Origin of the sequence: Nocardia terrae, assembly GCF_009760405.1 — a bacterium.
GTDB classification, from domain to species: Bacteria; Actinomycetota; Actinomycetes; order Mycobacteriales; family Mycobacteriaceae; genus Nocardia; species Nocardia terrae.
Window position 1 is genome coordinate 640,863 of sequence record NZ_WRPP01000001.1, and the last position, 20,984, is coordinate 661,846.

At 70.0% G+C, this 20,984-nt stretch carries 17 protein-coding genes; 12 read left to right on the forward strand and 5 right to left on the reverse strand.

The window, feature by feature from the left end; all coding sequences use genetic code 11:
- Positions 1-246: 246 nt before the first annotated feature.
- The gene (locus GPX89_RS02835; RefSeq protein ID WP_157354908.1) at positions 247-1,776 is read right to left on the reverse strand and encodes a glycerol-3-phosphate dehydrogenase/oxidase; all 1,530 of its coding nucleotides are present in this window, start codon (positions 1,774-1,776) and stop codon (positions 247-249) included.
- A 95-nt stretch (positions 1,777-1,871) separates the two neighbouring features.
- Positions 1,872-2,459, reverse strand: coding sequence for a TetR/AcrR family transcriptional regulator (locus GPX89_RS02840; RefSeq protein WP_235946639.1), 588 nt, complete (start codon positions 2,457-2,459; stop codon positions 1,872-1,874).
- Positions 2,460-2,587: 128 nt separating this feature from the next.
- On the opposite strand from GPX89_RS02840, the gene GPX89_RS44230 reads away from it, so the two are divergent.
- Complete coding sequence (locus tag GPX89_RS44230; protein WP_235946796.1) at positions 2,588-4,165, forward strand: FAD-binding oxidoreductase; 1,578 nt, start codon at positions 2,588-2,590, stop codon at positions 4,163-4,165.
- A complete protein-coding gene (locus GPX89_RS44235) occupies positions 4,162-5,088 on the forward strand; it encodes a diacylglycerol/lipid kinase family protein (protein WP_328601444.1) in 927 nt (308 codons plus the stop codon). Before GPX89_RS44230 ends, GPX89_RS44235 begins: the two co-directional genes overlap by 4 nt.
- A 57-nt stretch (positions 5,089-5,145) precedes the next feature.
- Here GPX89_RS44235 and GPX89_RS02855 read toward each other — a convergent pair whose 3' ends face one another.
- Together GPX89_RS02855 and GPX89_RS02860 are read right to left on the reverse strand one after the other, a co-directional pair.
- Positions 5,146-5,514 (reverse strand): hypothetical protein, encoded by a 369-nt coding sequence (locus GPX89_RS02855; protein ID WP_157354912.1) that lies wholly within the window; start codon positions 5,512-5,514, stop codon positions 5,146-5,148.
- Positions 5,515-5,714: 200 nt separating this feature from the next.
- Entirely contained in the window at positions 5,715-6,353 is a 639-nt protein-coding gene (locus GPX89_RS02860) for a class I SAM-dependent methyltransferase (RefSeq protein WP_157354913.1), read from the reverse strand.
- Positions 6,354-6,691: 338 nt separating this feature from the next.
- On the opposite strand from GPX89_RS02860, the gene GPX89_RS02865 reads away from it, so the two are divergent.
- From GPX89_RS02865 to GPX89_RS02885, 5 genes are all read left to right on the forward strand, one after another.
- Positions 6,692-9,391 (forward strand): valine--tRNA ligase, encoded by a 2,700-nt coding sequence (locus tag GPX89_RS02865; RefSeq protein WP_328601445.1) that lies wholly within the window; start codon positions 6,692-6,694, stop codon positions 9,389-9,391.
- Complete coding sequence (gene folC, locus GPX89_RS02870; protein WP_407939309.1) at positions 9,388-10,836, forward strand: bifunctional tetrahydrofolate synthase/dihydrofolate synthase; 1,449 nt, start codon at positions 9,388-9,390, stop codon at positions 10,834-10,836. Before GPX89_RS02865 ends, folC begins: the two co-directional genes overlap by 4 nt.
- Complete coding sequence (locus GPX89_RS02875; protein ID WP_157354914.1) at positions 10,833-11,270, forward strand: DUF4233 domain-containing protein; 438 nt, start codon at positions 10,833-10,835, stop codon at positions 11,268-11,270. Before folC ends, GPX89_RS02875 begins: the two co-directional genes overlap by 4 nt.
- Before the next feature lie 84 nt (positions 11,271-11,354).
- A complete protein-coding gene (gene ndk / locus GPX89_RS02880; protein ID WP_328601446.1) occupies positions 11,355-11,771 on the forward strand; it encodes a nucleoside-diphosphate kinase in 417 nt (138 codons plus the stop codon).
- A 482-nt stretch (positions 11,772-12,253) separates the two neighbouring features.
- Entirely contained in the window at positions 12,254-15,484 is a 3,231-nt protein-coding gene (locus GPX89_RS02885) for a translation initiation factor IF-2 N-terminal domain-containing protein (RefSeq protein WP_407939310.1), read from the forward strand.
- A 265-nt stretch (positions 15,485-15,749) separates the two neighbouring features.
- On the opposite strand, the gene GPX89_RS02890 is transcribed toward GPX89_RS02885, so the two are convergent.
- Positions 15,750-16,157 carry a DUF3224 domain-containing protein gene (locus GPX89_RS02890; RefSeq protein WP_157354915.1) on the reverse strand — a complete coding sequence of 136 codons (408 nt, stop codon included), beginning with the start codon at positions 16,155-16,157 and terminating at the stop codon, positions 15,750-15,752.
- Between the two features lie 317 nt (positions 16,158-16,474).
- Between GPX89_RS02890 and rplU the strand changes: the two genes are divergently transcribed.
- The 5 genes from rplU to GPX89_RS02915 all read left to right on the forward strand — a co-directional run bounded on the left by rplU (position 16,475) and on the right by GPX89_RS02915 (position 20,823).
- Positions 16,475-16,786: a 50S ribosomal protein L21 gene (rplU, locus tag GPX89_RS02895; protein ID WP_157354916.1), complete on the forward strand. Its 312-nt coding sequence runs from the start codon at positions 16,475-16,477 to the stop codon at positions 16,784-16,786.
- A 116-nt stretch (positions 16,787-16,902) separates the two neighbouring features.
- The gene (gene rpmA, locus GPX89_RS02900; RefSeq protein WP_040806195.1) at positions 16,903-17,169 is read left to right on the forward strand and encodes a 50S ribosomal protein L27; all 267 of its coding nucleotides are present in this window, start codon (positions 16,903-16,905) and stop codon (positions 17,167-17,169) included.
- A 212-nt stretch (positions 17,170-17,381) separates the two neighbouring features.
- On the forward strand, positions 17,382-18,836 hold the full coding sequence (gene obgE, locus GPX89_RS02905) for a GTPase ObgE (protein ID WP_157354917.1): 1,455 nt from the start codon (positions 17,382-17,384) through the stop codon (positions 18,834-18,836).
- Between the two features lie 88 nt (positions 18,837-18,924).
- Positions 18,925-20,025 carry a glutamate 5-kinase gene (gene proB / locus GPX89_RS02910; RefSeq protein WP_157386956.1) on the forward strand — a complete coding sequence of 367 codons (1,101 nt, stop codon included), beginning with the start codon at positions 18,925-18,927 and terminating at the stop codon, positions 20,023-20,025.
- 291 nt (positions 20,026-20,316) lie between these two features.
- Positions 20,317-20,823 carry a DUF4254 domain-containing protein gene (locus GPX89_RS02915; RefSeq protein WP_235946640.1) on the forward strand — a complete coding sequence of 169 codons (507 nt, stop codon included), beginning with the start codon at positions 20,317-20,319 and terminating at the stop codon, positions 20,821-20,823.
- Positions 20,824-20,984: the final 161 nt, after the last annotated feature.

Genomic DNA, 20,984 nt, shown 5'->3' on the forward strand with positions numbered 1-20,984 from the left:
CAACGTCTTCAACTGATCCGGGACCCAGCCACCAGGTCCGGCTGTATGCCTTCATCTGATCCGCGGCCCAGCCAGCCACGGGGTCCGGCTGTATGGCCTTCATCTGACCTGGAACGCTGCTACCCGCGGCACCTCTGATACCCGCCGCGGCGGCACACTGTTCATCCCGGCATGCGCTCGGCCGGGATGAACGCGGGCGTGTCGGATACCGGCCGAATGCGCGTCGCCGCCATGCCGGGGTGGCGGCTATTCGAACGCGGCGCGGGCGGCGGGTTCGGCGGCCTTGCGGTCCTCGGGGACCAGGCCGATGCGAGTGCGGCGGTCGAGCAGGTCGGATTCGTCCAGCGCTCCTTCGTATTCGACCGCGAAGGCGAATTCGGCCGCGGTGACATCCATGCCCGGGGCGACCTCGACGGCCAGGCCCGGGTGCTGGTCGAGGACCGTGGTGGCCTCGCTGCCGTAGCGCTCGACCAGGCGCGGCGGGGCCGCGATGGCGTCGCGGGCCGCGCCGGACACCGCGCCCACCAGGGGCAGGGTGCGGGTGCGGCAGGGCGCGGCGGGTAGATGCGCGTGCGCGACGGCCGCGTCCACGGCGTCCTCGGCCATCTTGCGATAGGTGGTGAGCTTGCCGCCCACCACCGTGATCACGCCGGTGGGGGAGGTGAGCACGGCGTGCTCGCGGGAGATGTCGGCGGTGCTGTCGCCGCCGGTGCGCAGCAGCGGGCGCAGGCCCGCGAAGGTGCCGCGAATATCGCTGCGGCTCAGCGGCTCCCGCAGCACGGTGTTGACCGTGTCGAGCAGGAAGTCGATCTCGCCGTCGGTGGCGTGCGGGACGTCCGGCACCGGGCCGGGTGCTTCCTCGTCGGTGAGACCCAGGTAGACCCGGTTGTGCGCGGCCGGGAACGCGAAGATGAAACGGCTGGTGCTGCCCGGGATCGGCACGGTCAGCGAGGCGGTGAGACCGCCGAAGGCCGCCGCGTCGAACACCAGATGGGTGCCGCGCGAGGGTCGCAGCTCGATGCTCGAATCCACCTGGTCCGCCCACACTCCGGCGGCATTGATCACCGAACGTGCTGTCACGTCCAGGGTTTCGCCGGTCAGGGTATCCGTCAGCGTGGCCGAGGCGCCGGTGACCTTCGTGGCCTCGACCCGGGTCAGTACCGTCGCGCCTTCCCGCGCGGCCGTGCGCGCGATGCCGACCACCAGTCGCGCGTCGTCCACCAATTGCCCGTCCCAGGCCAGCAATCCGCCGCGCAGCCCGGCCCGCCGCACGGTCGGGGCCAGCCGCAGCGCCTCCGCCGCCGCGATGCGCCGCGAGCGCGGCAGCACCGACGCCGGCGTCCCGGCCGCGCGCCGCAGCACGTCCCCGGCCACGAACCCGGTCCGCACCAGAACCTTCTGCGCCGCACCGATACTCGGCAGCAGCGGCACCACCTGCGGCAGCGCCCGGGTCAGATGCGGCGCGGTCCGGGTCAGCAGAATGTCGCGCTCGACGGCGCTCTCGTGCGCGATCCCGACCCCGCCGCTGGCCAGGTACCGCAGCCCGCCGTGCACGAGTTTGGAACTCCACCGGCTGGTCCCGAACGCGAAGTCGTGCTTCTCCACCAGCACCGTGCGCAACCCGCGCGCGGCGGCGTCCAGAGCCACACCGGCGCCGGTGATTCCGCCGCCGATCACCAGCACGTCGACGGTCGTCCCGTCGCCCAGGGCGCGCAGCTCGCGCTGTCGTCGCGCGGCATTGAGCGCCGAATCGCCCCGAGTCGAATTGCCAGCCATGGAAAGACCTCTCAATCAGTGCAGCCAGGTCGCCGAGTGGCGCAGCGTCGAGGTGATCTGTCCGAAATCGCCGCGCCGGTGTGCCACTCGGCGGATCAGGGGGTGGTGGGGGTGAGGTAGCCGTGTAGGGCTCGGATGAGTTCGGTATCGAGGGTGTCGGTGTCGAGCACCGGGGCGTAGGCGGTGGCCGACTGGATGGCGGACTGGGCGATGAGCAGCAGCATGGCGGCCAGCTGCTCGGGGTCGCCCGCGCGAATCGAGCCGTCGCCCTGGCCTTCTCGGATGCCCGCCGCGAACAGCTCGATGAGAGCGCGCTGGTTGCGGCCCAGGCGTTCGAAGACGTAGGTGAGCATGATGTCGGTGTCGGCACGGAAGATCTTGGCGAACAGCGGATTCCGCCGCATGACCGAGCCGCCGCCGACGATCGCGCCGACCAGGCGCTCGCGGCCGGTGCCGGTGGCCGGGGCGGTGTCGGCGATGATCTCGCGCAGTTCGCGTACCAGCAGATCCGCGACCAGCGAGCCGGTGTCGGCCCAGCGCCGGTAGACGGTCGGGCGGCTGACGCCCGCGCGGCGGGCCACCTCGGTCAGGGTGGTCCGGCGGACCCCGAATTCGGCCACGCAGGCGCGCGCCGCGTCGAGGATGGCCCGATCGACGGCGGAGGATGATTCGGTCGAACTCATGGCTTGCACCACCGGAGAGTAGTATCCGTTACTGCTTGACATTCTATGTCACACTGTAACGCATGGTCGACACACAAGCAGCCGCCGCATCCACGGCAAACCCGGGCGAGCCGCAGGCCCGCGCGAGTATGGTTTGGGACGCCTGGGGCTCCCCGTCCGGACACAAACCGCTGTCCGACCAGATTCGGGGACTGCTCGCGCAGGTTTTCGGGGTGTCCGGCGAGCCGGTGACCCGTCGCGATGAGGGCGACGTGCCGCTGCGCGCCTCGGCGCTCACGCCGGAACAGCACGCCGGGCTCGTCGCGGTGGTCGGTGCCGAGAATCTATCGATCGACCACCGCGACCGCATGCTGCACGCCGGCGGCAAATCCACGCCGGACCTGCTGCGCCGCCGCGCCGACGGCGAACAGGACGCCCCCGACGCCGTCGCCTTCCCGGCCGACCACGCCGAGGTCCTCGCGCTGCTGAAGTACTGCTCCGCCAAGGCGATCGCGGTCGTCCCGTTCGGCGGCGGCACCAGCGTCGTCGGCGGCCTCGACCCCGCGCGCGGGCGCTTCCCGGCCGTCATCGCCCTGGACCTGGGCCGGCTCAACACCCTCACCGACGTCGACCCGATCAGCGGCACCGCCACCCTGGGTGCGGGCCTGTCCGGCCCGCAGGCCGAGGAACTGCTTGCCCGCCATGGCCTTTCGCTCGGCCACTTCCCGCAGAGCTTCGAATACGCCACCATCGGCGGCTTCGCGGCCACCCGCTCCTCGGGCCAGGCGTCGGCCGGCTACGGGCGCTTCGACGACATGATCATGCGCCTGCGCGTCGCCACCCCCGCCGGTGAGCTCGACCTCGGCCGCGCCCCCGCCTCGGCGGCCGGACCCGATCTGCGCGAACTGTTCTCGGGTTCGGAGGGCGCCCTCGGCATCATCACCGCCGTCACCCTGCGCGTGCACCCGGTCCCGGAGACCACCGCCTACCAGGCCTGGTCCTTCCCCGACTTCGCCACCGGCGCGAACGCCCTGCGCACCGTCATCCAGGCCGGGGCCGCGCCCACCGTCATGCGGCTGTCCGACGAGGCCGAGACCGGGCTGAACCTGGCCCGCGCCGGGGACATCGGCGGCGCGGCCGTCGGCGGCTGCCTGGCCGTCACCACCTTCGAGGGCACCGCGGCGCACGTCGCCGCCCGCAGCGCCGAAGCCATCGAACTGCTGGCCGCCGCCGGTGGAACAGCACTCGGCGAGGCCCCCGCCCAGGAATGGGAGCACGGCCGCTTCGCCGCCCCCTACCTGCGCGACGCGCTGCTGGACGTCGGCGTGCTGTGCGAGACCCTCGAAACCGCCACCAGTTGGGCGAATCTCGCCAATCTCAAGGCGAAGGTGACCGCCGCGCTGACCGACACGCTCACCGCGCAGGGCACCCCGGCGCTGGTCATGTGCCACATCTCGCACACCTACCCGACCGGTGCGTCGCTGTACTTCACCGTCGTCGGCAAGCAGGCCGAGGACCCGATCGCCCAGTGGGCCAAGGCCAAACAGGCCGCGGGCGACGCCATCGTGGCCGCGGGCGGCACCATCACCCACCACCACGCCGTCGGCGCCGACCACAAGCCGTGGATGGCCGACGAGATCGGCGACCTCGGCGTCCAGGTGCTGCGCACGGTGAAATCCGCGGTCGACCCCGCCGGAATCCTCAACCCTGGGAAGCTGATTCCGTGAGCATCGTTCGTTCCGTCGCCCTGGTGACCAATCCGCTCTCCGGTCACGGCAAGGGCGCGCTGGTCGCCGTCGAGGCGGTCAACCGGTTCGCCGAACGCGGCGTCCAGGTCACCGAGATCCGCGGCGACTCGGCCGCCGAGACCGAGCGGCTGGTCCGCAAGGCCCTGGCCGATCCGGACGCCCGCCCCGACGCCGTGGTGGCCGCGGGCGGCGACGGCCTGACCTGCGTGGTGCTGCAGGCGCTGGTCGGCACCGGCATCCCGCTGGGCCTGATCCCCGGCGGCACCGGCAATGACCTGGCCCGCGAACTCGGCGTCCCCGACGACACCGCCGCCGCGGTCGCCGCCGTGCTGGGCGGCAACACCCGCACCATCGACCTCGGCACCGTGGAGACCGACGAATCCGGCCGGGCCGTGTGGTTCGCCACCGTCACCGGCACCGGACTCGACGCCCGGGTCACGCTGCGCGCCAACGACTTGCGCTGGCCCAACGGCCCGATGCGCTACACCGTCGCCGCGCTGCTCGAACTCGTGGGCAAGCTGGCCGTGCCCTACCGCATCGAACTCACCGGCTCGCCCGACCACCCGGACGGCACCGTGCTCGAACGCGACGCGGTCATGGTGGCGGTCGGCAATACCCGCACCTACGGCGGCGGCATGCTCATCGCCCCCGACGCGGTCATCGACGACGGGCTGCTGGACGTGACCGTGGTCGGGGCCATGTCCCGGCTCGAGATGGTGCGCCTGCTCCCGGCGCTGTCCTCCGGCAAGCGCATCGACCACCCCGCCATGCTCCAACTCAAGGCTCGCGAGATCCGCCTGACGGCCCCCGGCGCACCCGCCACCGCCGACGGCGATCCGGTCGGCCTGCTCCCGGCGCTGTTCCGCGCCGGGCCGGGCGCGCTGGACGTGCTGGTGCCCTGACCTCCGGACAGCACCGCGCCCCATGCCGAAAAGGCATGGGGCGCAGGTGTATCGGTCTCACCAGACCTGGAGGACGACCAGTCCCTCGGGAACCAGGGCCAGCGCCACCTCGCCGTCCGGATGCGAGGCGGCCTCGCCGACGATCGAGGGCATATCCGCGTAGACGGCATCGCCGGTCTGCGGCAGCGTCGAATCGGACTCCAGGTCCACGCTCACCATGTCGCGCGGTCCGTATCGATCGATCAGGGCTGGAATCGGGCTGTTGGCCAGGGCTTGGGTCTCGCCGGGGGAGAGTTCCACACCGGCCGCGCCCGCCTGGGGAATCAGGAACGGGGTTGCGGCGGAAGCGGTTCCGGCCACGGCTGATCCCGCGAGGGCAATCCCGGTGCACGCGGCTGCGGTGGCGGCGATGGTTCGAACGCGCATGGTGACTCGCTTTCCAACAGGGGGATCGGGTCCCTCGGGAGCTGTCTCGTTACTGCGGTGAACTGTGGAGACGACTGGCGCCAGCCGGATAGCTAGAACACATCACCGCAGGTAGAAGCCGCAAGAGGTTAGCGAGCCAGCTCACCCGAGCCGGTTGGAGTGGTCTTCGACACGTGCCCTGACCGGGCGGATGCGTCCGGTCAGGCCGGGCGGCCGATGAGCAGGCGCCCGGGGATCGGCTTGTGCGGCAGGTCCCGGCGCTCGACCGTGAATCCCGCCCGCTCCATCGCCGCGATGACCTCGCCGACCGGGCGCAGCGTGAAACCGTATGGCGCGAAAGGCATTCTCGCCATCGCGTCCGGGTCCCCGATGCCGATGACCAGCCGCCCCTTCGGCTTCAGCACCCGCGCCAGCTCCGTGCACACGGCGTCCAGATCCGGCACGAAATACACGGTATTGCAGGTGATTACGGCATCGAGCGAGGCGTCGGGCAGGGGCAGTCCGGTCAGCGAGCCCTCCGCCAGCTTCAGCCGTCCCGAGGACAGGTCGGCCGCGAACTCCGTGCGGGCCCGCGTCAGCATGTCCGGCGACAGCTCCACGCCGGTCACCGAGCCGGTCGCCCCGACCCGTTCGAGCAGCAGCGTCAGCCCGAGGCCGCCGCCGAAGCCGATGTCGGCGGCGGTGTCCAGGGCACCTACCTCGGCCGCCGTCACCGCGGCCTCGATCATCGGCCGATTGCCGCGATTGAGGAATCGCGCCACACCCTTGCCCAGCAGTCCGTGCGGGTTCCCCAGCTGACCGGCGATCGTCGACATCACCCGCGAGACAATCGGATTCATGACCACGAGGCTACCCGCGGGTCGCTTCGCAATGTCTCTATTGCGACGCGGAAACGATGCGGGCAACGCAACGCAGTTGCAACGAATCTTGGTTTACCCTGGCCGATTTGGGTCAGATCCTGAGAATTACCTTTGGATCCGGGAGCGGGGCTCGAAACGGCGGTAGTCTGGCCATTGAGGGCGAGGCTTCCAGCGTCCCTCATCCGCCGGAAGCCTCGCCCTTCGGCTTGCCCGGGGAAGGTTCGCAGGGCTCGCCCACGACGCTCCTGGGAAGCCCGGTCGGGCCCCTACCAAAAACCCGGTCGTTCGGCGATAATCCCTGCCCTTAGAATCGACCGGTGACCAGCGCAGCCTCTGAGAACCCGCGTAATCGTGCCGATGCCCTCCCCAAGAGCTGGAACCCCAGCGATGTCGAGGCCGACCTGTACGAGCGCTGGGTAGCCGCCGGTTACTTCCACGCCGACACCGGCAGCGACAAGCCGTCCTACTCGATCGTGCTGCCCCCGCCCAACGTGACCGGCACCCTGCACATGGGTCACGCCCTCGACCACACCCTCATGGACCTGCTGACCCGCCGCAAGCGCATGCAGGGCTTCGAGGTGCTGTGGCTGCCCGGCATGGACCACGCCGGCATCGCCACCCAGACCGTGGTGGAGAAGCAGCTCGCCGTCGACGGCAAGACCAAGGAAGACTTCGGCCGCGAGCTGTTCGTGGACAAGGTGTGGGACTGGAAGCGCGAGTCCGGCGGCCAGATCCAGGGCCAGATGCGCCGCCTCGGCGACGGCGTGGACTGGAACCGTGACCGCTTCACCATGGACGACGGCCTGTCCCGTGCCGTGCAGACCATCTTCAAGCGCCTCTACGACGCGGGCCTCATCTACCGCGCCGAGCGCCTGGTGAACTGGTCGCCCGTGCTGAAGACCGGCATCTCCGACCTCGAGGTGGACCACAAGGAGGTCGAGGGCGAGCTGGTCTCGCTGCGCTACGGCTCCCTGAACGACGATGAGCCGCACGTGATCGTGGCCACCACCCGCGTCGAGACCATGCTCGGTGACACGGCCGTGGCCGTGCATCCCGATGACGAGCGCTACCAGGCCCTCATCGGCACCACCGTCTACCACCCGATCACCGGCCGGCAGATCCCGATCGTCGCCGACGACTACGTGGACCCCGAATTCGGTTCCGGCGCGGTCAAGATCACCCCGGCGCACGACCCCAACGACTTCGAGCTCGGCCTGCGCCACAACCTGCCCATGCCGACGATCATGGACATCACCGGCAAGATCGCCGACAGCGGAACCGAATTCGACGGCATGGACCGTTTCGAGGCCCGCCTCAAGATCCGTGAGCGGCTCGAGGCCGAGGGCCGCGTGGTCGGGCGCAAGTACCCCTACATCCACCAGGTCGGCCACTCCGAGCGTTCGGGTGAGCCCATCGAGCCCCGCCTGTCGATGCAGTGGTGGGTGAAGGTCGAGGGCATCGCCAAGGCCGCGGGCGACGCGGTCCGCAACGGCGACGTCAAGATCCACCCCGCCAGCCAGGAGCCGCGCTGGTTCGAGTGGGTCGACAACATGCACGACTGGAACATCTCGCGCCAGCTGTGGTGGGGTCACCGCATCCCGATCTGGTACGGCCCCGAGGGCGAGATCGTGTGCGTCGGACCGGACGAGCAGGCCCCCGAGGGCTACGTCCAGGACCCCGATGTGCTCGACACCTGGTTCTCCTCGGGCCTGTGGCCGTTCTCGACCATGGGCTGGCCCGACGCCACCCCCGAGCTGGCCAAGTTCTATCCGACCAGCGTGCTGGTGACCGGCTACGACATCCTGTTCTTCTGGGTCGCCCGGATGATGATGTTCGGCATGTTCGTCTCCGACGACCCGGTGCTCACCGCGGGCAAGGACGCGAACCAGAAGCAGGTCCCGTTCGAGGATGTGTTCCTGCACGGCCTGATTCGCGACGAGCACGGCAAGAAGATGTCCAAGTCGCGCGGCAACGGCATCGACCCGCTGGACTGGATCAACGAATACGGCGCGGACGCCACCCGATTCACCCTGGCCCGCGGCGCCCAGCCCGGCGGCGACCTCTCGGTCGGCACCTCGCACGTGACCGCCTCGCGCAGCTTCGTCACCAAGCTGTTCAACGCCACCAAGTTCGCGCTCATGAACGGCGCGCAGCCGGGTGAGCTGCCCGCCCGCGACACCCTCACCGACACCGACCTGTGGATCCTCGACCGCCTCGACGAGGTCATCGCCGAAGTCGATGCGGCCCTGGACAACTACGAGTTCAGCAAGGCCCTCGAGGGCCTGTACCACTTCGCGTGGGACGAATTCTGCAGCTGGTACCTGGAATTGGCCAAGGTGCAGTTCGCCGAGTCCGAGGAACGCGCCGCGAGCACCCGCATCGTGCTCGGCAACGTGCTGGATTCGGTGCTGCGCCTGCTGCATCCGGCCATCCCGTTCGTCACCGAGACGCTGTGGCAGGCGCTCACCGCGGGCGCGGAGGGCGAGTCCATCGTCATCTCCTCCTGGCCCACGGTCTCCGGCGCCACCGCCGACGCGGCCGCGGCCCGGCGCATCGCCGACACCCAGAAGCTGATCACCGAGATCCGCCGCTTCCGCTCCGACCAGGGCCTGGCCGACAGCCAGAAGGTGGCCGCCAAGCTGATCGGCACCGACACCGCCGACCTGCTCGCCCAGCAGGCCGGAATCGCCAACCTGGCCAAGCTCACCGAGCCCGGCGACGACTTCGCCGCCACCGCCTCGCTCGAGGTGCGCCTGACCACCGCCACCGTGGTCGTCCAGATCGACACCTCCGGCACCGTCGACCTGGACGCCGAGCGCCGCCGCCTGGAGAAGGACCTCGCCGCCGCGGAGAAGGAACTGGCGGGCACCACCGGCAAGCTCGGCAACGAGAAGTTCCTGGCCAAGGCCCCCGACGAGGTGGTCGCGAAGATCAAGGCGCGCAAGGAGATCGCCGAGGGCGACGTCGAGCGCATCACCGTCCGCCTGGCCGAGATCGCCACACTGGCGGCCAAGTGAACGACGAACCGGAACGCCAGTACGCGGAGGGCTCGCTGAGCGAAACCGGCACCTCCCCGGTGGATCTCGCCGAAATGGCGCTGGTCGAGGCCGAACTCGACCAGCGCTGGCCGGAAACCAAGATCGAGCCGTCGCTGGTCCGCATCGCGACCCTGATGGATCTGCTGGGCTCGCCCCAGCAGTCCTACCCGGCCATCCACATCGCGGGCACCAACGGCAAGACCTCGGTCACCCGCATGATCGACTCGCTGCTCACCGCACTGCACCGGCGCACCGGCCGTATCACCAGCCCGCACCTGCAGCTGGCCACCGAGCGCATCGCCGTCGACAACGCGCCCATCACGCCCGGGCGCTACGTCGAGGTGTACCGGGAGCTGCTGCCCTACATCGAGCTGGTCGACAAACAGTCCAAAGCCAATGGCGGCCCGGCCATGTCGAAGTTCGAGGTGCTCACCGGCATGGCGTACGCGGCCTTCGCCGAAGCGCCCGTCGACGTGGCCGTGGTCGAGACCGGCCTGGGCGGTCGCTGGGACGCCACCAATGTGATCGACGGCCAGGTCGCGGTCATCACCCCGATCGGCTTGGACCACACCGAATACCTGGGCCCCGACCTCACCTCCATCGCGGGGGAGAAGGCCGGAATCATCAAGAAGGCCCCCGAGGACGAGCTGTCCCCGCGCGACACCGTCGCCGTCATCGCCCAGCAGGAACCCGAGGTCATGGACGTCCTGCTGCGCCGCGCCGTCGAGGTCGACGCCGCGGTCGCGCGCGAAGGCGCGGAGTTCCAGGTGCTTTCGCGCCGCGTCGCCATCGGCGGGCAGATGCTGGAACTGCAGGGCCTCGGCGGCGTCTACGACGAGATCTTCCTGCCCATGCACGGCGAACACCAGGCCCGCAACGCGGTGCTGGCGCTGGCTGCGGTCGAGGCGTTCTTCGGCGCGGGCGCGTCCCGCCAGCTCGACATCGACGCCGTGCGAGCCGGTTTCGCGGGTGCCGTCAGCCCCGGCCGGATGGAACGCATGCGCAGCGCGCCGACCATCTTCATCGACGCCGCCCACAACCCGCACGGCGCGAAGGCCCTGGCCGCCACGCTGACAAGCGAATTCGACTTCCGCAAACTGGTGGGCGTGATCGCGGTACTGGGCGACAAGGACGCCGGCGGCATCCTGGACGCCCTGGAACCGGTCTTCGACGAGATCGTCGTCACCGAGAACGGCTCCCCGCGCGCCCTGCCCGTCGACGACCTGGCCAACCTGGCCGTGCAGCGCTTCGGCGACGAACGCGTGGCCGTCGCCCACGACCTCGCCGACGCCATCGAGACCGCCATCGCCCTCGCCGAGGGCGGGGAGGACGGCGAATTGGTTTCCGGGGCAGGCATAGTCATCACCGGCTCGGTGGTCACCGCCGGGGCCGCCCGCAGCCTGTTCGGAAAGGACCCCGCATGAGCGAGCGCAGCGAGCGACCGCAAGACGCAGCCGAGGAAGCCAAGCCCGAGGTTCCGCCGCCCGCCACCGACCCGTGGAAGGGTCTGCGCGGCGTCATGGCCGGAACCCTGGTCCTGGAAGCCATTACGGTCCTGCTCGCGCTGCCCGTGATCAGCGCCGTCGGCGGCGGCCTGCGCTGGTGGTCGATCCTCTACGTCGTCGGCCTGGCCGTGATCATGTTCCTGGGCGCGGGCCTGCAGCGCCGCCCCTGGGCCATCCCCTTCAACCTGGCCCTGCAGGTGGCCCTGCTGCTCGGCGGCTTCATCCACATCTCGATCCTGGTGATCGGCGTGGTCTTCGTCGCAGTCTGGCTGTTCGTGCTGTTCCTGCGCGCCGACGTCAAGAAGCGCATGGAGGCGGGCACGCTGCCGAGCCAGCGCATGTCCGGAGCCTGAACAACTCCGTATATTCGGGCAGACCGGGCCATCGCGCCCGGTCTGCGTTTTTCCTGCTGAGTACCCGCCGGTTAAGGTTGCGCTGTGACTGAGCAGACGTTGGTACTCATCAAGCCCGACGGCGTGGCCCGCGGCCTCGTCGGGGAGATCATCACCCGCATTGAGCGCAAGGGTCTGAAGATCGCGGCAATGAAGCTCGTGAACGTCTCCGAGGAAGTGGCCGTGAGCCACTACGCCGAGCACGCCGAGCGGCCGTTCTTCGGCTCCCTGATCGAATTCATCACCTCCGGTCCGGTTGTAGCGGCCGTGCTCGAGGGTGAACGCGCCATCGCCGCCTTCCGCCAGATCGCGGGCGGCACCGACCCGGTCGAGAAGGCCGTCCCCGGCAGCATCCGCGGCGACTACGCCCTCGAGACCCAGTACAACCTGGTGCACGGCTCCGACTCGCCCGAGTCCGCCAAGCGCGAGATCGACATCTGGTTCCCGGGGTTCGCGCACTGATCTTCCTGGGGCGTTCGCCCCGAATCCACCACGGATGGGTCCGGGAAACACCACCCGGATCCATTTCCCGGCGCCCGTCCGCGAGACTCGCGAACCCCGCTCCGGGCCGCGTGGGCACGAGGCCCCGGCACGGTGTGGGATACTTGCTCTGGAAGTGAGCGACGCGGGCCGTTTGCGGCAGGCACCGTTCACCTTCGAAATTGACACCGCGGAGCGACGGACGATCATCGCTGCCGCCGACGGCTCCAAGACTCGGCCGCCGGGCAGGCACGCTGGATGAACGCTCGTGACACGGAGTTGAGCCAACCAACCAGGCGCCACGTGACCTGTTAGCCCGAACGACGAGACACCGGTGATAACGGGCCACACGGCGCGAAGACTTACGATCTCACGCCCGCGGGCGTGAGGCCGACAAGACAGCGCCCCCGCGACGGCCGCGTCACTCCTCAGAGGAGCGCGCCCGGGGGCCCCGAGGAGATTTCGTGGCCGATCAAGAGCCGCTGGAAGCATCGCAGAGCAAGGGCGAAGGGGAGGGCGCTCAGATCACCCCGGCTGCCGAACAGTTGCCGGAACGGATCCGAGTGCACGCACTGGCGAAGCTGCTGGGCACCACCAGCAAACGTATCCTGGCCCACCTGACCGAGATGGGCGCGCAGGCGCGAAGCCCGCAATCGAGTCTGGACCGCACCGTCGCCGAAACCGTCCGCGACGCCTTCGGCCCGCGTGACGTGGAAGCCGCCGAGCCGGCCAACCCGATCGCGCCGATCACCGAGAAGACCGTCACCGAGGCGATCATCGCCGGCGACGACCGAGCCGCCGACGAATTGGCCGCCGAGGAGGTCGAAGAAGCCGAGGCCGCCGTCGCTTCCGCGCCCAAGCAGACCTCCCTGTTCACCAACCCGTTCGCGAGCGAGCCGCAGGCCGTCGAGCCGGTCCAGTACCAGCCCTCGGCCATCGTCGCCGCGCCGCTGTTCCAGGCGCCGGACGCCGCGGCCGCCGAGGAGGCCCGCCGCCAGCGTCGCGCCGAGCGCAAGTCGCGCGCCGAGGAGAGGGCCGCCGCGCAGGACAAGGCCGCGCAGGACAAGGCCGCGCAGGACAAGGCCGCACAGGACAAGGACGCGCAGGACAAGGACATCGAGGCCAAGGCCGTCGCCGCCAAGGCGGTCGCCGAGGACACCGCCGCCGAGGACGCCGAGGACGAGGGCGACTGGGACGGCGAGCAGCGCGACCGCGACGAGGCGGACCGCGAGGGCACCTCGCGGCGTCGTCGCCGGGGTCGGCGCGGGCGTGGCCGCGGTCGCGGCGAACAGCACGGCGAGAACGACGCCGAGGACGACGACCAGCCCGAGGGCGAGGCCGACGAGTCGGCCGAATCCGCCGACGCCGACACCGAGGACGACGACGAGGGTTCGGCCGTGCCCGAGGGCTCGAGCAGCCGTCGCCGCCGTCGCCGTCGTCGCCGTAAGGGCGGCGAGGACAACGAGCCCGAGGCCGCCGACGACGATCCGCCGAACACCGTCGTGCACGAGCGGGAGCCGCGCAGCAAGCGCCGCGCCGCCGCCAAGGATGTCGACGAGGTGCAGGGCATCAGCGGGTCGACCCGTCTGGAGGCCAAGCGCCAGCGTCGCCGCGACGGTCGCGAGGCCGGCCGCCGCCGCCCGCCGATCCTGACCGAGTCGGAGTTCCTGGCCCGCCGCGAAGCGGTGGACCGGGTGATGGTGGTGCGCGAGAAGCACTTCCCCGACCACCCCACCTCCACCACCCAGGTCGCGGTGCTCGAGGACAACATCCTGGTCGAGCACTTCGTGACCTCGACCGGTTCCGCGTCGATGGTCGGCAATGTGTACCTGGGCAAGGTGCAGAACGTGCTGCCCTCGATGGAAGCCGCGTTCGTCGACATCGGCCGCGGCCGCAACGGCGTGCTGTACGCGGGCGAGGTGAACTGGGAGGCCGCCGGTCTGGGCGGCAAGGAGCGCAAGATCGAGCAGGCGCTCAAGCCCGGTGACACCGTGCTGGTGCAGGTCTCCAAGGATCCGGTGGGCCACAAGGGCGCCCGCCTGACCACACAGATCAGCCTGGCCGGTCGCTTCCTGGTGTACGTGCCGGGCGGTTCGTCGACCGGTATCTCGCGCAAGCTGCCCGACACCGAGCGCAAGCGGCTCAAGGAGATCCTGCGCGACATCGTGCCGCAGGACGCGGGCGTCATCATCCGCACCGCCTCCGAGGGCGTCTCCGAGCCCGAGCTGGCGCGCGATGTGGAACGGCTGCAGGCGACCTGGCGCACCATCGAGGAGCAGTCCAAGCAGGGATCGGGCGCGCCCAAGACCCTCTACGAAGAGCCGGACCTGCTGGTCAAGGTGGTTCGCGACCTGTTCAACGAGGACTTCTCCAAGCTGGTCATCGAGGGCGAGCGGGCCTGGACGACCGTGGAGAACTACGTCCGCACGGTCGCCCCGGACATGCTGAATCGCGTTGAGCGCCACGAGAACAACGGCGTCGACGTGTTCGGCTCGCTGCGCATCGACGAGCAGCTGGCCAAGGCCCTCGACCGCAAGGTGTGGCTGCCCTCGGGCGGCACCCTGGTGATCGACCGCACCGAGGCCATGACCGTCATCGACGTCAACACCGGCAAGTTCACCGGGTCGGGCGGGTCCAACCTCGAAGAGACCGTGACCCGCAACAACCTGGAGGCGGCCGAGGAGATCGTGCGCCAGATGCGGCTGCGCGACATCGGCGGCATGATCGTCGTCGACTTCATCGACATGGTCCTCGAGTCCAACCGGGATCTGGTGCTGCGCCGCCTGACCGAGGCGCTGGGCCGCGACCGCACCCGCCACCAGGTCTCCGAGGTCACCTCGCTGGGCCTGGTCCAGATGACCCGCAAGAAGCTGGGCACCGGCCTGGTCGAGGCGTTCTCCACCACCTGTGAGACCTGCCACGGCCGCGGCATTCTCGTGCACAACTACCCCGTCGAGTCGTCGGCTCCGGCCGGCGACGGCGGCGAGGGCGCGGGCCGTCGCGAGGGGTCGCGTCGCCGCCGCAAGGACCGCAACGCGGCCGCCGCCGAGACCCCGGTCGTCGAGCCGGTGGTCGAGGAGAAGGCCGACAAGCACGAGAACCACGAGCAGCAGGCCGAGAAGGCCGCGGCCAAGCGCGCCCACCCGGTCGCCATGGCCATGGCGGCGCACGCGGCCGAGGAGGCCACGCACGTCGCGGACGAGGATGCCGTCGCGGCCGCCGACGCCGCGAACACGGTGCTGGCCGAGGGTGATTCGGCGACCGCGGCCGATGTCGCGGCCGCGGAGTCGATCATCGTGCGCGAGGCCGAGAACGCGGCCGCCGAAGCCGCGATCGCCGCGGACCAGGTGGCCGAGGTCGAGTCCGCCACCGAGGCCGCCGCGGAAACCGCTGTGGCTCCGGCGGCGACCGCGCACACCAACGGCACCGCCGAAGCCGCCGTCGCGGTGGACGAGGCGCAGACGGCCGAGCCCGCCCCCGCGGGCCGTCGTCCCGCCCGTCGCCGGGTGGCCCGCACGGCCTCGGCTCCGGCCGCGGACAGCGCGGGCGCGGTGTTCGTGCTCTCCAGTTCGGACCAGACCGACAAGCCGGGCTTCAACCTCGACGACCTGGCCCCGGCCGTGGTCCCGCCGCGGGCCCGCCCGCGCCGCCGGGCCGCCGGTCGTCCCGCCGGTGCGCCGGAGGGTGAGAACTAGCCCGCTCGCCGAAGCCGACTGTGGCCCCGCCGGAATCCGGCGGGGCCACAGCCCTTTCCGGGGCCTACTTCTTCTGGAATCGGGCGGAGAGATAGGTGCTGATGCTCACCATGAGGGCGAAGATCACGGCGATGATGACGGCGGCGGTGGACCAGGCCATGGCGATGTCCTTTGTTCGATGGGCAGCGTTGTCACCGTATGCCGCGCTCCGGGCCGAGTTCTCGTGCCGGAAGTCGTCGCGCTCCGGCCGGAAGTCCTCGATTCGTCAGGCGAGTTCGTAGTCGAACCAGATGCGGTGGGTGCCGTCCGGGTCGATGACGAGGTCGCCCTTGCCGGTGATGCCCGCCAGGCCGTCGGTGCCGCTGCCGGACACGATGGACAGGAATCCGTCGGTGCGCACGGCGCCGTCGGTGGAGGCCGAGTGGGCGAAGGTGAACGTGCCCGGGTGCCCGTTCAGCGTGCCTTCGAAGGAGTCCATCGCCACGTAGGTGCCGATGCCCTTCTCGGCGTCGAAGGCCGAGACGAACAGGGTCGCCGATCGCCCGACGATCTCACCTTCGTACTGCTTCTCCATCTTCGCCAGGCCGACCGGCAGTCCGGTGGCGATGGCGGGGTCGAGGGTCGCCTCGGTGGGGGTGAGGGATTTGACGCTGAAGGTTCCGGTCGCTCGCATGGGGGAATCGTCGCAGGGGCCGCGGTCGGAGTTCTTGTAAGAACACGACGCCTCGAGGTGAGAGCTGGGCAACCCCGGTTTGGAGGGGTAGGGCGAGTCAGGTAGTCTTGGTCAGTCGCTGCCCCCTGCGACGGCACTCTGTTGTGACTAGTGCTGTGAGTGGGCCCGGTTCGGTTATCCAGAGCCAAAGGCCCGAGGCGGCGGTGAAAACCACCAGACCAGTCTGCGGCGGTTTCCGGTGCGAGCCGGGCGACCAGCCGTGTGAGCAGAGTGCCGAGCATGTCGAGCACTCGAACAGAAAGAAGGGCAGCCGACCGATGGCAACGTACGCAATCGTCAAGACCGGCGGAAAGCAGTACAAGGTCGCGGTCGGTGACCTGGTGAAGGTCGAGAAGATCGAGGGTGAGCCGGGCACCGCGGTGTCGCTGGCGCCGGTGCTGGTCGTTGACGGCGCCGAGCTGACCACCGATGCTGACAAGCTGGCGAAGGTTTCCGTGTCCGCCGAGGTCGTCGAACAGACCAAGGGCCCGAAGATCCGCATCCACAAGTTCAAGAACAAGACCGGCTACCACAAGCGTCAGGGCCACCGTCAGAAGCTGACGGTCCTGAAGGTCACCGGCATCAAGTAATCCGACTTGGGGTTCGTCACCCCCGGTATGGGTGGTCAGGCCCGGAGGCGGCAGCCTGCGTAACCACGTAGGGCCCCGCCCATACCGAATAAACACTGCACGAGGAGTTCTGAGAAATGGCACATAAGAAGGGTGCATCCAGCTCGCGCAATGGTCGCGATTCGAATGCCCAGCGGCTCGGCGTGAAGCGCTTCGGCGGCCAGACCGTCAAGGCCGGCGAGATCCTGGTTCGCCAGCGCGGCACGCACTTCCACCCCGGCGTCAACGTCGGCCGTGGCGGCGACGACACGCTGTTCGCCCTCGAGGCGGGCGCGGTGCAGTTCGGCACCAAGCGTGGTCGCAAGACCGTCAACATCGTGGTGCCGGAGCCGGTGAACGCCTGACCGGCGCACCGGAGTTCCTACTCCACTGGCTTTCGAGCGGGTCAGGGTTGTGAATACCCTGGCCCGCTTTGCTGTTTTCAGGTTCTCGAACCAACAGCGATGGGTCCGCCCGGCCCAGTAGGGCCGGGCGGACCAAATCAAAGAGGCATTGAAATGCCGCCGGTCCGGGCGGCGTCGCAAACGACTAGTCCTGAAGGAGGATGATCACCGATATGTCCAAATTCATCGACCGTGTTGTTTTGCACGTTCGCGCGGGCAAGGGTGGGCACGGGTGTGCCTCGGTGCGGCGTGAGAAGTTCATGCCCCTGGGTGGCCCGGACGGCGGCAACGGCGGTAACGGCGGGGATGTGACCCTCGTCGTCGACCCGAACGTCCACACGCTGCTGGACTTCCACTTCCATCCGCATGCCAAGGGCGGCAACGGCAAGCCCGGCGAGGGCGGCAACCGCAATGGCAAGCAGGGCGAGGGGCTGGTGCTGAAGGTGCCGGACGGCACCGTGGTGATGAGCACCGACGGCGAGATCCTGGCCGACATGGTCGGCGTGGGGTCGACCTTTGTGGCGGCCCAGGGCGGGCGCGGCGGTCTGGGCAATGCCGCGCTGGTCACCAAGTCGCGCAAGGCTCCCGGCTTCGCGCTGATCGGTGTGGACGGCGAAGAGCGCGATCTGGTGCTCGAGCTGAAGTCGGTGGCGGATGTGGGCCTGGTGGGCTTCCCGTCGGCCGGCAAGTCCTCGCTGGTCTCCGTGCTGTCGGCGGCCAAGCCGAAGATCGCGGACTACCCGTTCACCACGCTGGTGCCGAATCTCGGTGTGGTGCAGTCGGGTGACACCACCTTCACCGTGGCCGACGTGCCCGGTCTGATTCCGGGCGCGAGCGAGGGCCGCGGTCTGGGCCTGGACTTCCTGCGCCATCTCGAGCGCTGCGCGGTGCTCGCGCACGTGGTGGACTGCGCGACCCTGGAACCCGGCCGCGACCCGATCTCCGATGTGGACGCGCTCGAGGCCGAGCTGGCCGCCTACCAGCCCGCGCTGGTGGGTGACGCCGGTCTGGGCGATCTGGCCGATCGTCCGCGCGTGGTCATTCTCAACAAGGCCGACATCCCCGACGCCGACGAGCTGGCCGAGTTCGTGCTGCCCGAGTTCGAGAAGCGCGGCTGGCCGGTCTTCAAGATCTCGGCGGTGAGCCGGGAAGGCTTGCGGCCGTTGACCTTCGCGCTGGCGAAGATGGTCGCCGAGTATCGCGAGGCGCATCCCAAGGCGGAGCCGAAGCGGCAGATCATCCGCCCGGTCGCCAAGGGCGACAGCGGTTTCCGGGTGCTGCCCGATCCCGAGGTGGAGGGCGGCTTCATCGTCGTCGGCGAGCGGCCCGAGCGCTGGGTCAAGCAGACCCAGTTCGAGAACGACGAGGCCGTGGGCTACCTGGCCGACCGCCTGGCCCGCCTCGGCGTCGAGGAGGAGCTGGTCAAGCTGGGCGCCGAGCCGGGTGCGTCGGTGACCATCGCGGACTACTGCTTCGATTGGGAGCCTTCGATTTCCGCGGGCGTGGAGACGCTGATGACCCGTCGCGGCGTGGACCCGCGCCTGGATCAGACCGAGCGCATCGGCGCGGCCGAGCGCAAGCACGCCTCGCGCGTGCGCCGCGGTCTGGTGACCGAGGACGACGAGTAATACAGGATTCGGGTGCGACGGCGCTGCGGCGCCGCGGGCGAATTGAGGTGTGGTGCAAGTGAGTTCGGGTGGAACCCGGGTGACCGAGCTGAGCGCGGCGCGGCAGGCGATCGCGTCGGCGCGCAGCGTGGTCGTGAAGATCGGGTCGTCGGCGCTGACCAGCCTCGAGGGCGGTCTCGACACCGGGCGGCTGGACAAGCTGGCCGATGCGGTCGAGGGCCGCATGCGCGCGGGTTCGGATCTGGTGGTGGTGTCCTCGGGCGCCATCGGCGCGGGCATGGCTCCGCTCGGATTGTCCAAGCGCCCAAAGGATCTCGCCACCAAGCAGGCCGCCGCGAGTGTCGGCCAGCTGGCGCTGGCCCACGCCTGGGGCACCTCGTTCTCCCGCTACAACCGGGTGGTGGGCCAGGTGCTGCTGAGCGCGGGCGACTTCGGTCGTCGCGAACCGCACCGCAATGCCCAGCGCACCCTCGACCGGCTGCGCTCGCTGCACGCGATCGCGGTGGTGAACGAAAATGACACCGTCGCAACGGAAGAGATCCGTTTCGGTGACAACGACCGGCTCGCCGCGCTGGTCGCCCACCTGGTGGGCGCGGACGCGCTGATCCTGCTCTCCGACGTCGACGGTCTCTACGACGGCGACCCCCGCAAGGGCGCCGCCAACTTCATTCCCGAGGTGCGCAGCAGCGCCGACCTGGACGGCGTCATCGCCGGTTCCGGCGGCGCGCTCGGCACCGGCGGCATGGCCTCCAAGCTCTCGGCGGCCCGCCTGGCCGCCGACGCCGGCGTGCCGGTGCTGCTGGCCGCGGCCTCCGATGCGGCGGCGGCGCTTTCGGGCGCGACCGTCGGCACCGCCTTCGCGGCCCGCCCGGTGCGCCTGTCGGCCCGCAAGTTCTGGGTTCGCCACGCCGCCGACGCGCGCGGCGCGGTGCATCTGGACGCGGGTGCGGTGGCCGCGGTGTCCGAGCGTCGCCACTCGTTGCTGGCGGCCGGAATCACCGAGGTGGCCGGTCATTTCTTCGGCGGTGACGTCATCGATCTGATCGCGCCGGACGGTGTGCTCGTGGCCCGCGGGGTGGCCGCCTACGACAGCGACGAGCTCGAAACCATGAAGGGCCGCTCCACCTCCGATCTCCCGGACAGCATGCAGCGCCCGGTCGTGCACGCCGACGATCTGGTGAAGGTGTAACGGGTGTCGAACGGCCGGTTACGGCTGAATTGCGTTGGGGGAGAGGGCGAGTAACGAAGCCAGACCGGCCGGTTGGTCTCTTTGGGGAGGGGCAGTAGGCGGGCGGGGAAAGGGCAGTGGGCGGGACGGCCCGAACGGTCATGCTGGAAGAGCACCCGGTGCCGCATCGAGATGTGCCCTTCGCCGATAGCGGTCTCCTGGATCCGGCGCGGTCCGCCCTTGCCGCGCCGGGCTCGCGGTCCGGTGACCGCCCGCGGCTCCGGGTGCGCCCGCACCGCCCTGGAGGAAGGTATGTACGTACCGCAACCTGACAGCACACAGTTGTGGCGGGCGGGCGGCCGTGCCGGAGGCTCACCCGAGGTGGGTTTCGAGGATCGCCCCCTGCTGCCGGACTGGCATGAACTGCTGGCCGCCTTCTGCGGCCACATCGGGGATCAGCCCGAGGATCACGCGGTCACCCGCTGGGCGCGGGCACTGGCCGAACTGCACCTACAGCGTCGCGAGCAGGCGGGCGACACGGGTGGGATCGATGAACTACGGGCCCAGCTGGTCGCCTTCATCGACGAGTGGGTGACGAGCCGGGCGCTGCCGAGGGGTGTAGCGCGGGCCGAATCCCTGGGGGCCGTGGTGGATGCCATGGCCGCGGCGCATGTGCGCGCCGTCCATTTGCTGAAAACGGCCGAGAAGGTCTCGGACGAACAAGTACACGCCGCCTGGTTCCTGTTGGCGCAGATGGCGGACGGCTGGACCGATCGGGCCGCAGGGGTTGTCGGCCCACGGATCCGCCGCTCCGCCTGACCACTGAAAGTCATTTGCGCGACAGTCGAATCAGGAGGCAGCCGACCCGCGGCAGCGTGTGGAAATGCGCCGCACACGCCCGCGGGCGGCGTCGACGGGACCGGGTGCGGATCGGTGCAGGGGGCCGACCGGCACCCGGGCCGTCGTCGGTTTCACGCGGT

Excerpts from the sequence above, each read along its gene's own strand:
- GPX89_RS02835 (WP_157354908.1), bottom strand. The coding sequence starts at position 1,776 with ATGGCTGGCAATTCGACTCGGGGCGATTCGGCGCTCAATGCCGCGCGA.
- GPX89_RS02840 (WP_235946639.1), bottom strand. The coding sequence starts at position 2,459 with ATGAGTTCGACCGAATCATCCTCCGCCGTCGATCGGGCCATCCTCGAC.
- GPX89_RS44230 (WP_235946796.1), top strand. The coding sequence starts at position 2,588 with ATGGTTTGGGACGCCTGGGGCTCCCCGTCCGGACACAAACCGCTGTCC.
- GPX89_RS02855 (WP_157354912.1), bottom strand. The coding sequence starts at position 5,514 with ATGCGCGTTCGAACCATCGCCGCCACCGCAGCCGCGTGCACCGGGATT.
- GPX89_RS02860 (WP_157354913.1), bottom strand. The coding sequence starts at position 6,353 with ATGAATCCGATTGTCTCGCGGGTGATGTCGACGATCGCCGGTCAGCTG.
- GPX89_RS02875 (WP_157354914.1), top strand. The coding sequence starts at position 10,833 with ATGAGCGAGCGCAGCGAGCGACCGCAAGACGCAGCCGAGGAAGCCAAG.
- GPX89_RS02890 (WP_157354915.1), bottom strand. The coding sequence starts at position 16,157 with ATGCGAGCGACCGGAACCTTCAGCGTCAAATCCCTCACCCCCACCGAG.
- rplU (WP_157354916.1), top strand. The coding sequence starts at position 16,475 with ATGGCAACGTACGCAATCGTCAAGACCGGCGGAAAGCAGTACAAGGTC.
- rpmA (WP_040806195.1), top strand. The coding sequence starts at position 16,903 with ATGGCACATAAGAAGGGTGCATCCAGCTCGCGCAATGGTCGCGATTCG.
- obgE (WP_157354917.1), top strand. The coding sequence starts at position 17,382 with ATGTCCAAATTCATCGACCGTGTTGTTTTGCACGTTCGCGCGGGCAAG.
- GPX89_RS02915 (WP_235946640.1), top strand. The coding sequence starts at position 20,317 with ATGTACGTACCGCAACCTGACAGCACACAGTTGTGGCGGGCGGGCGGC.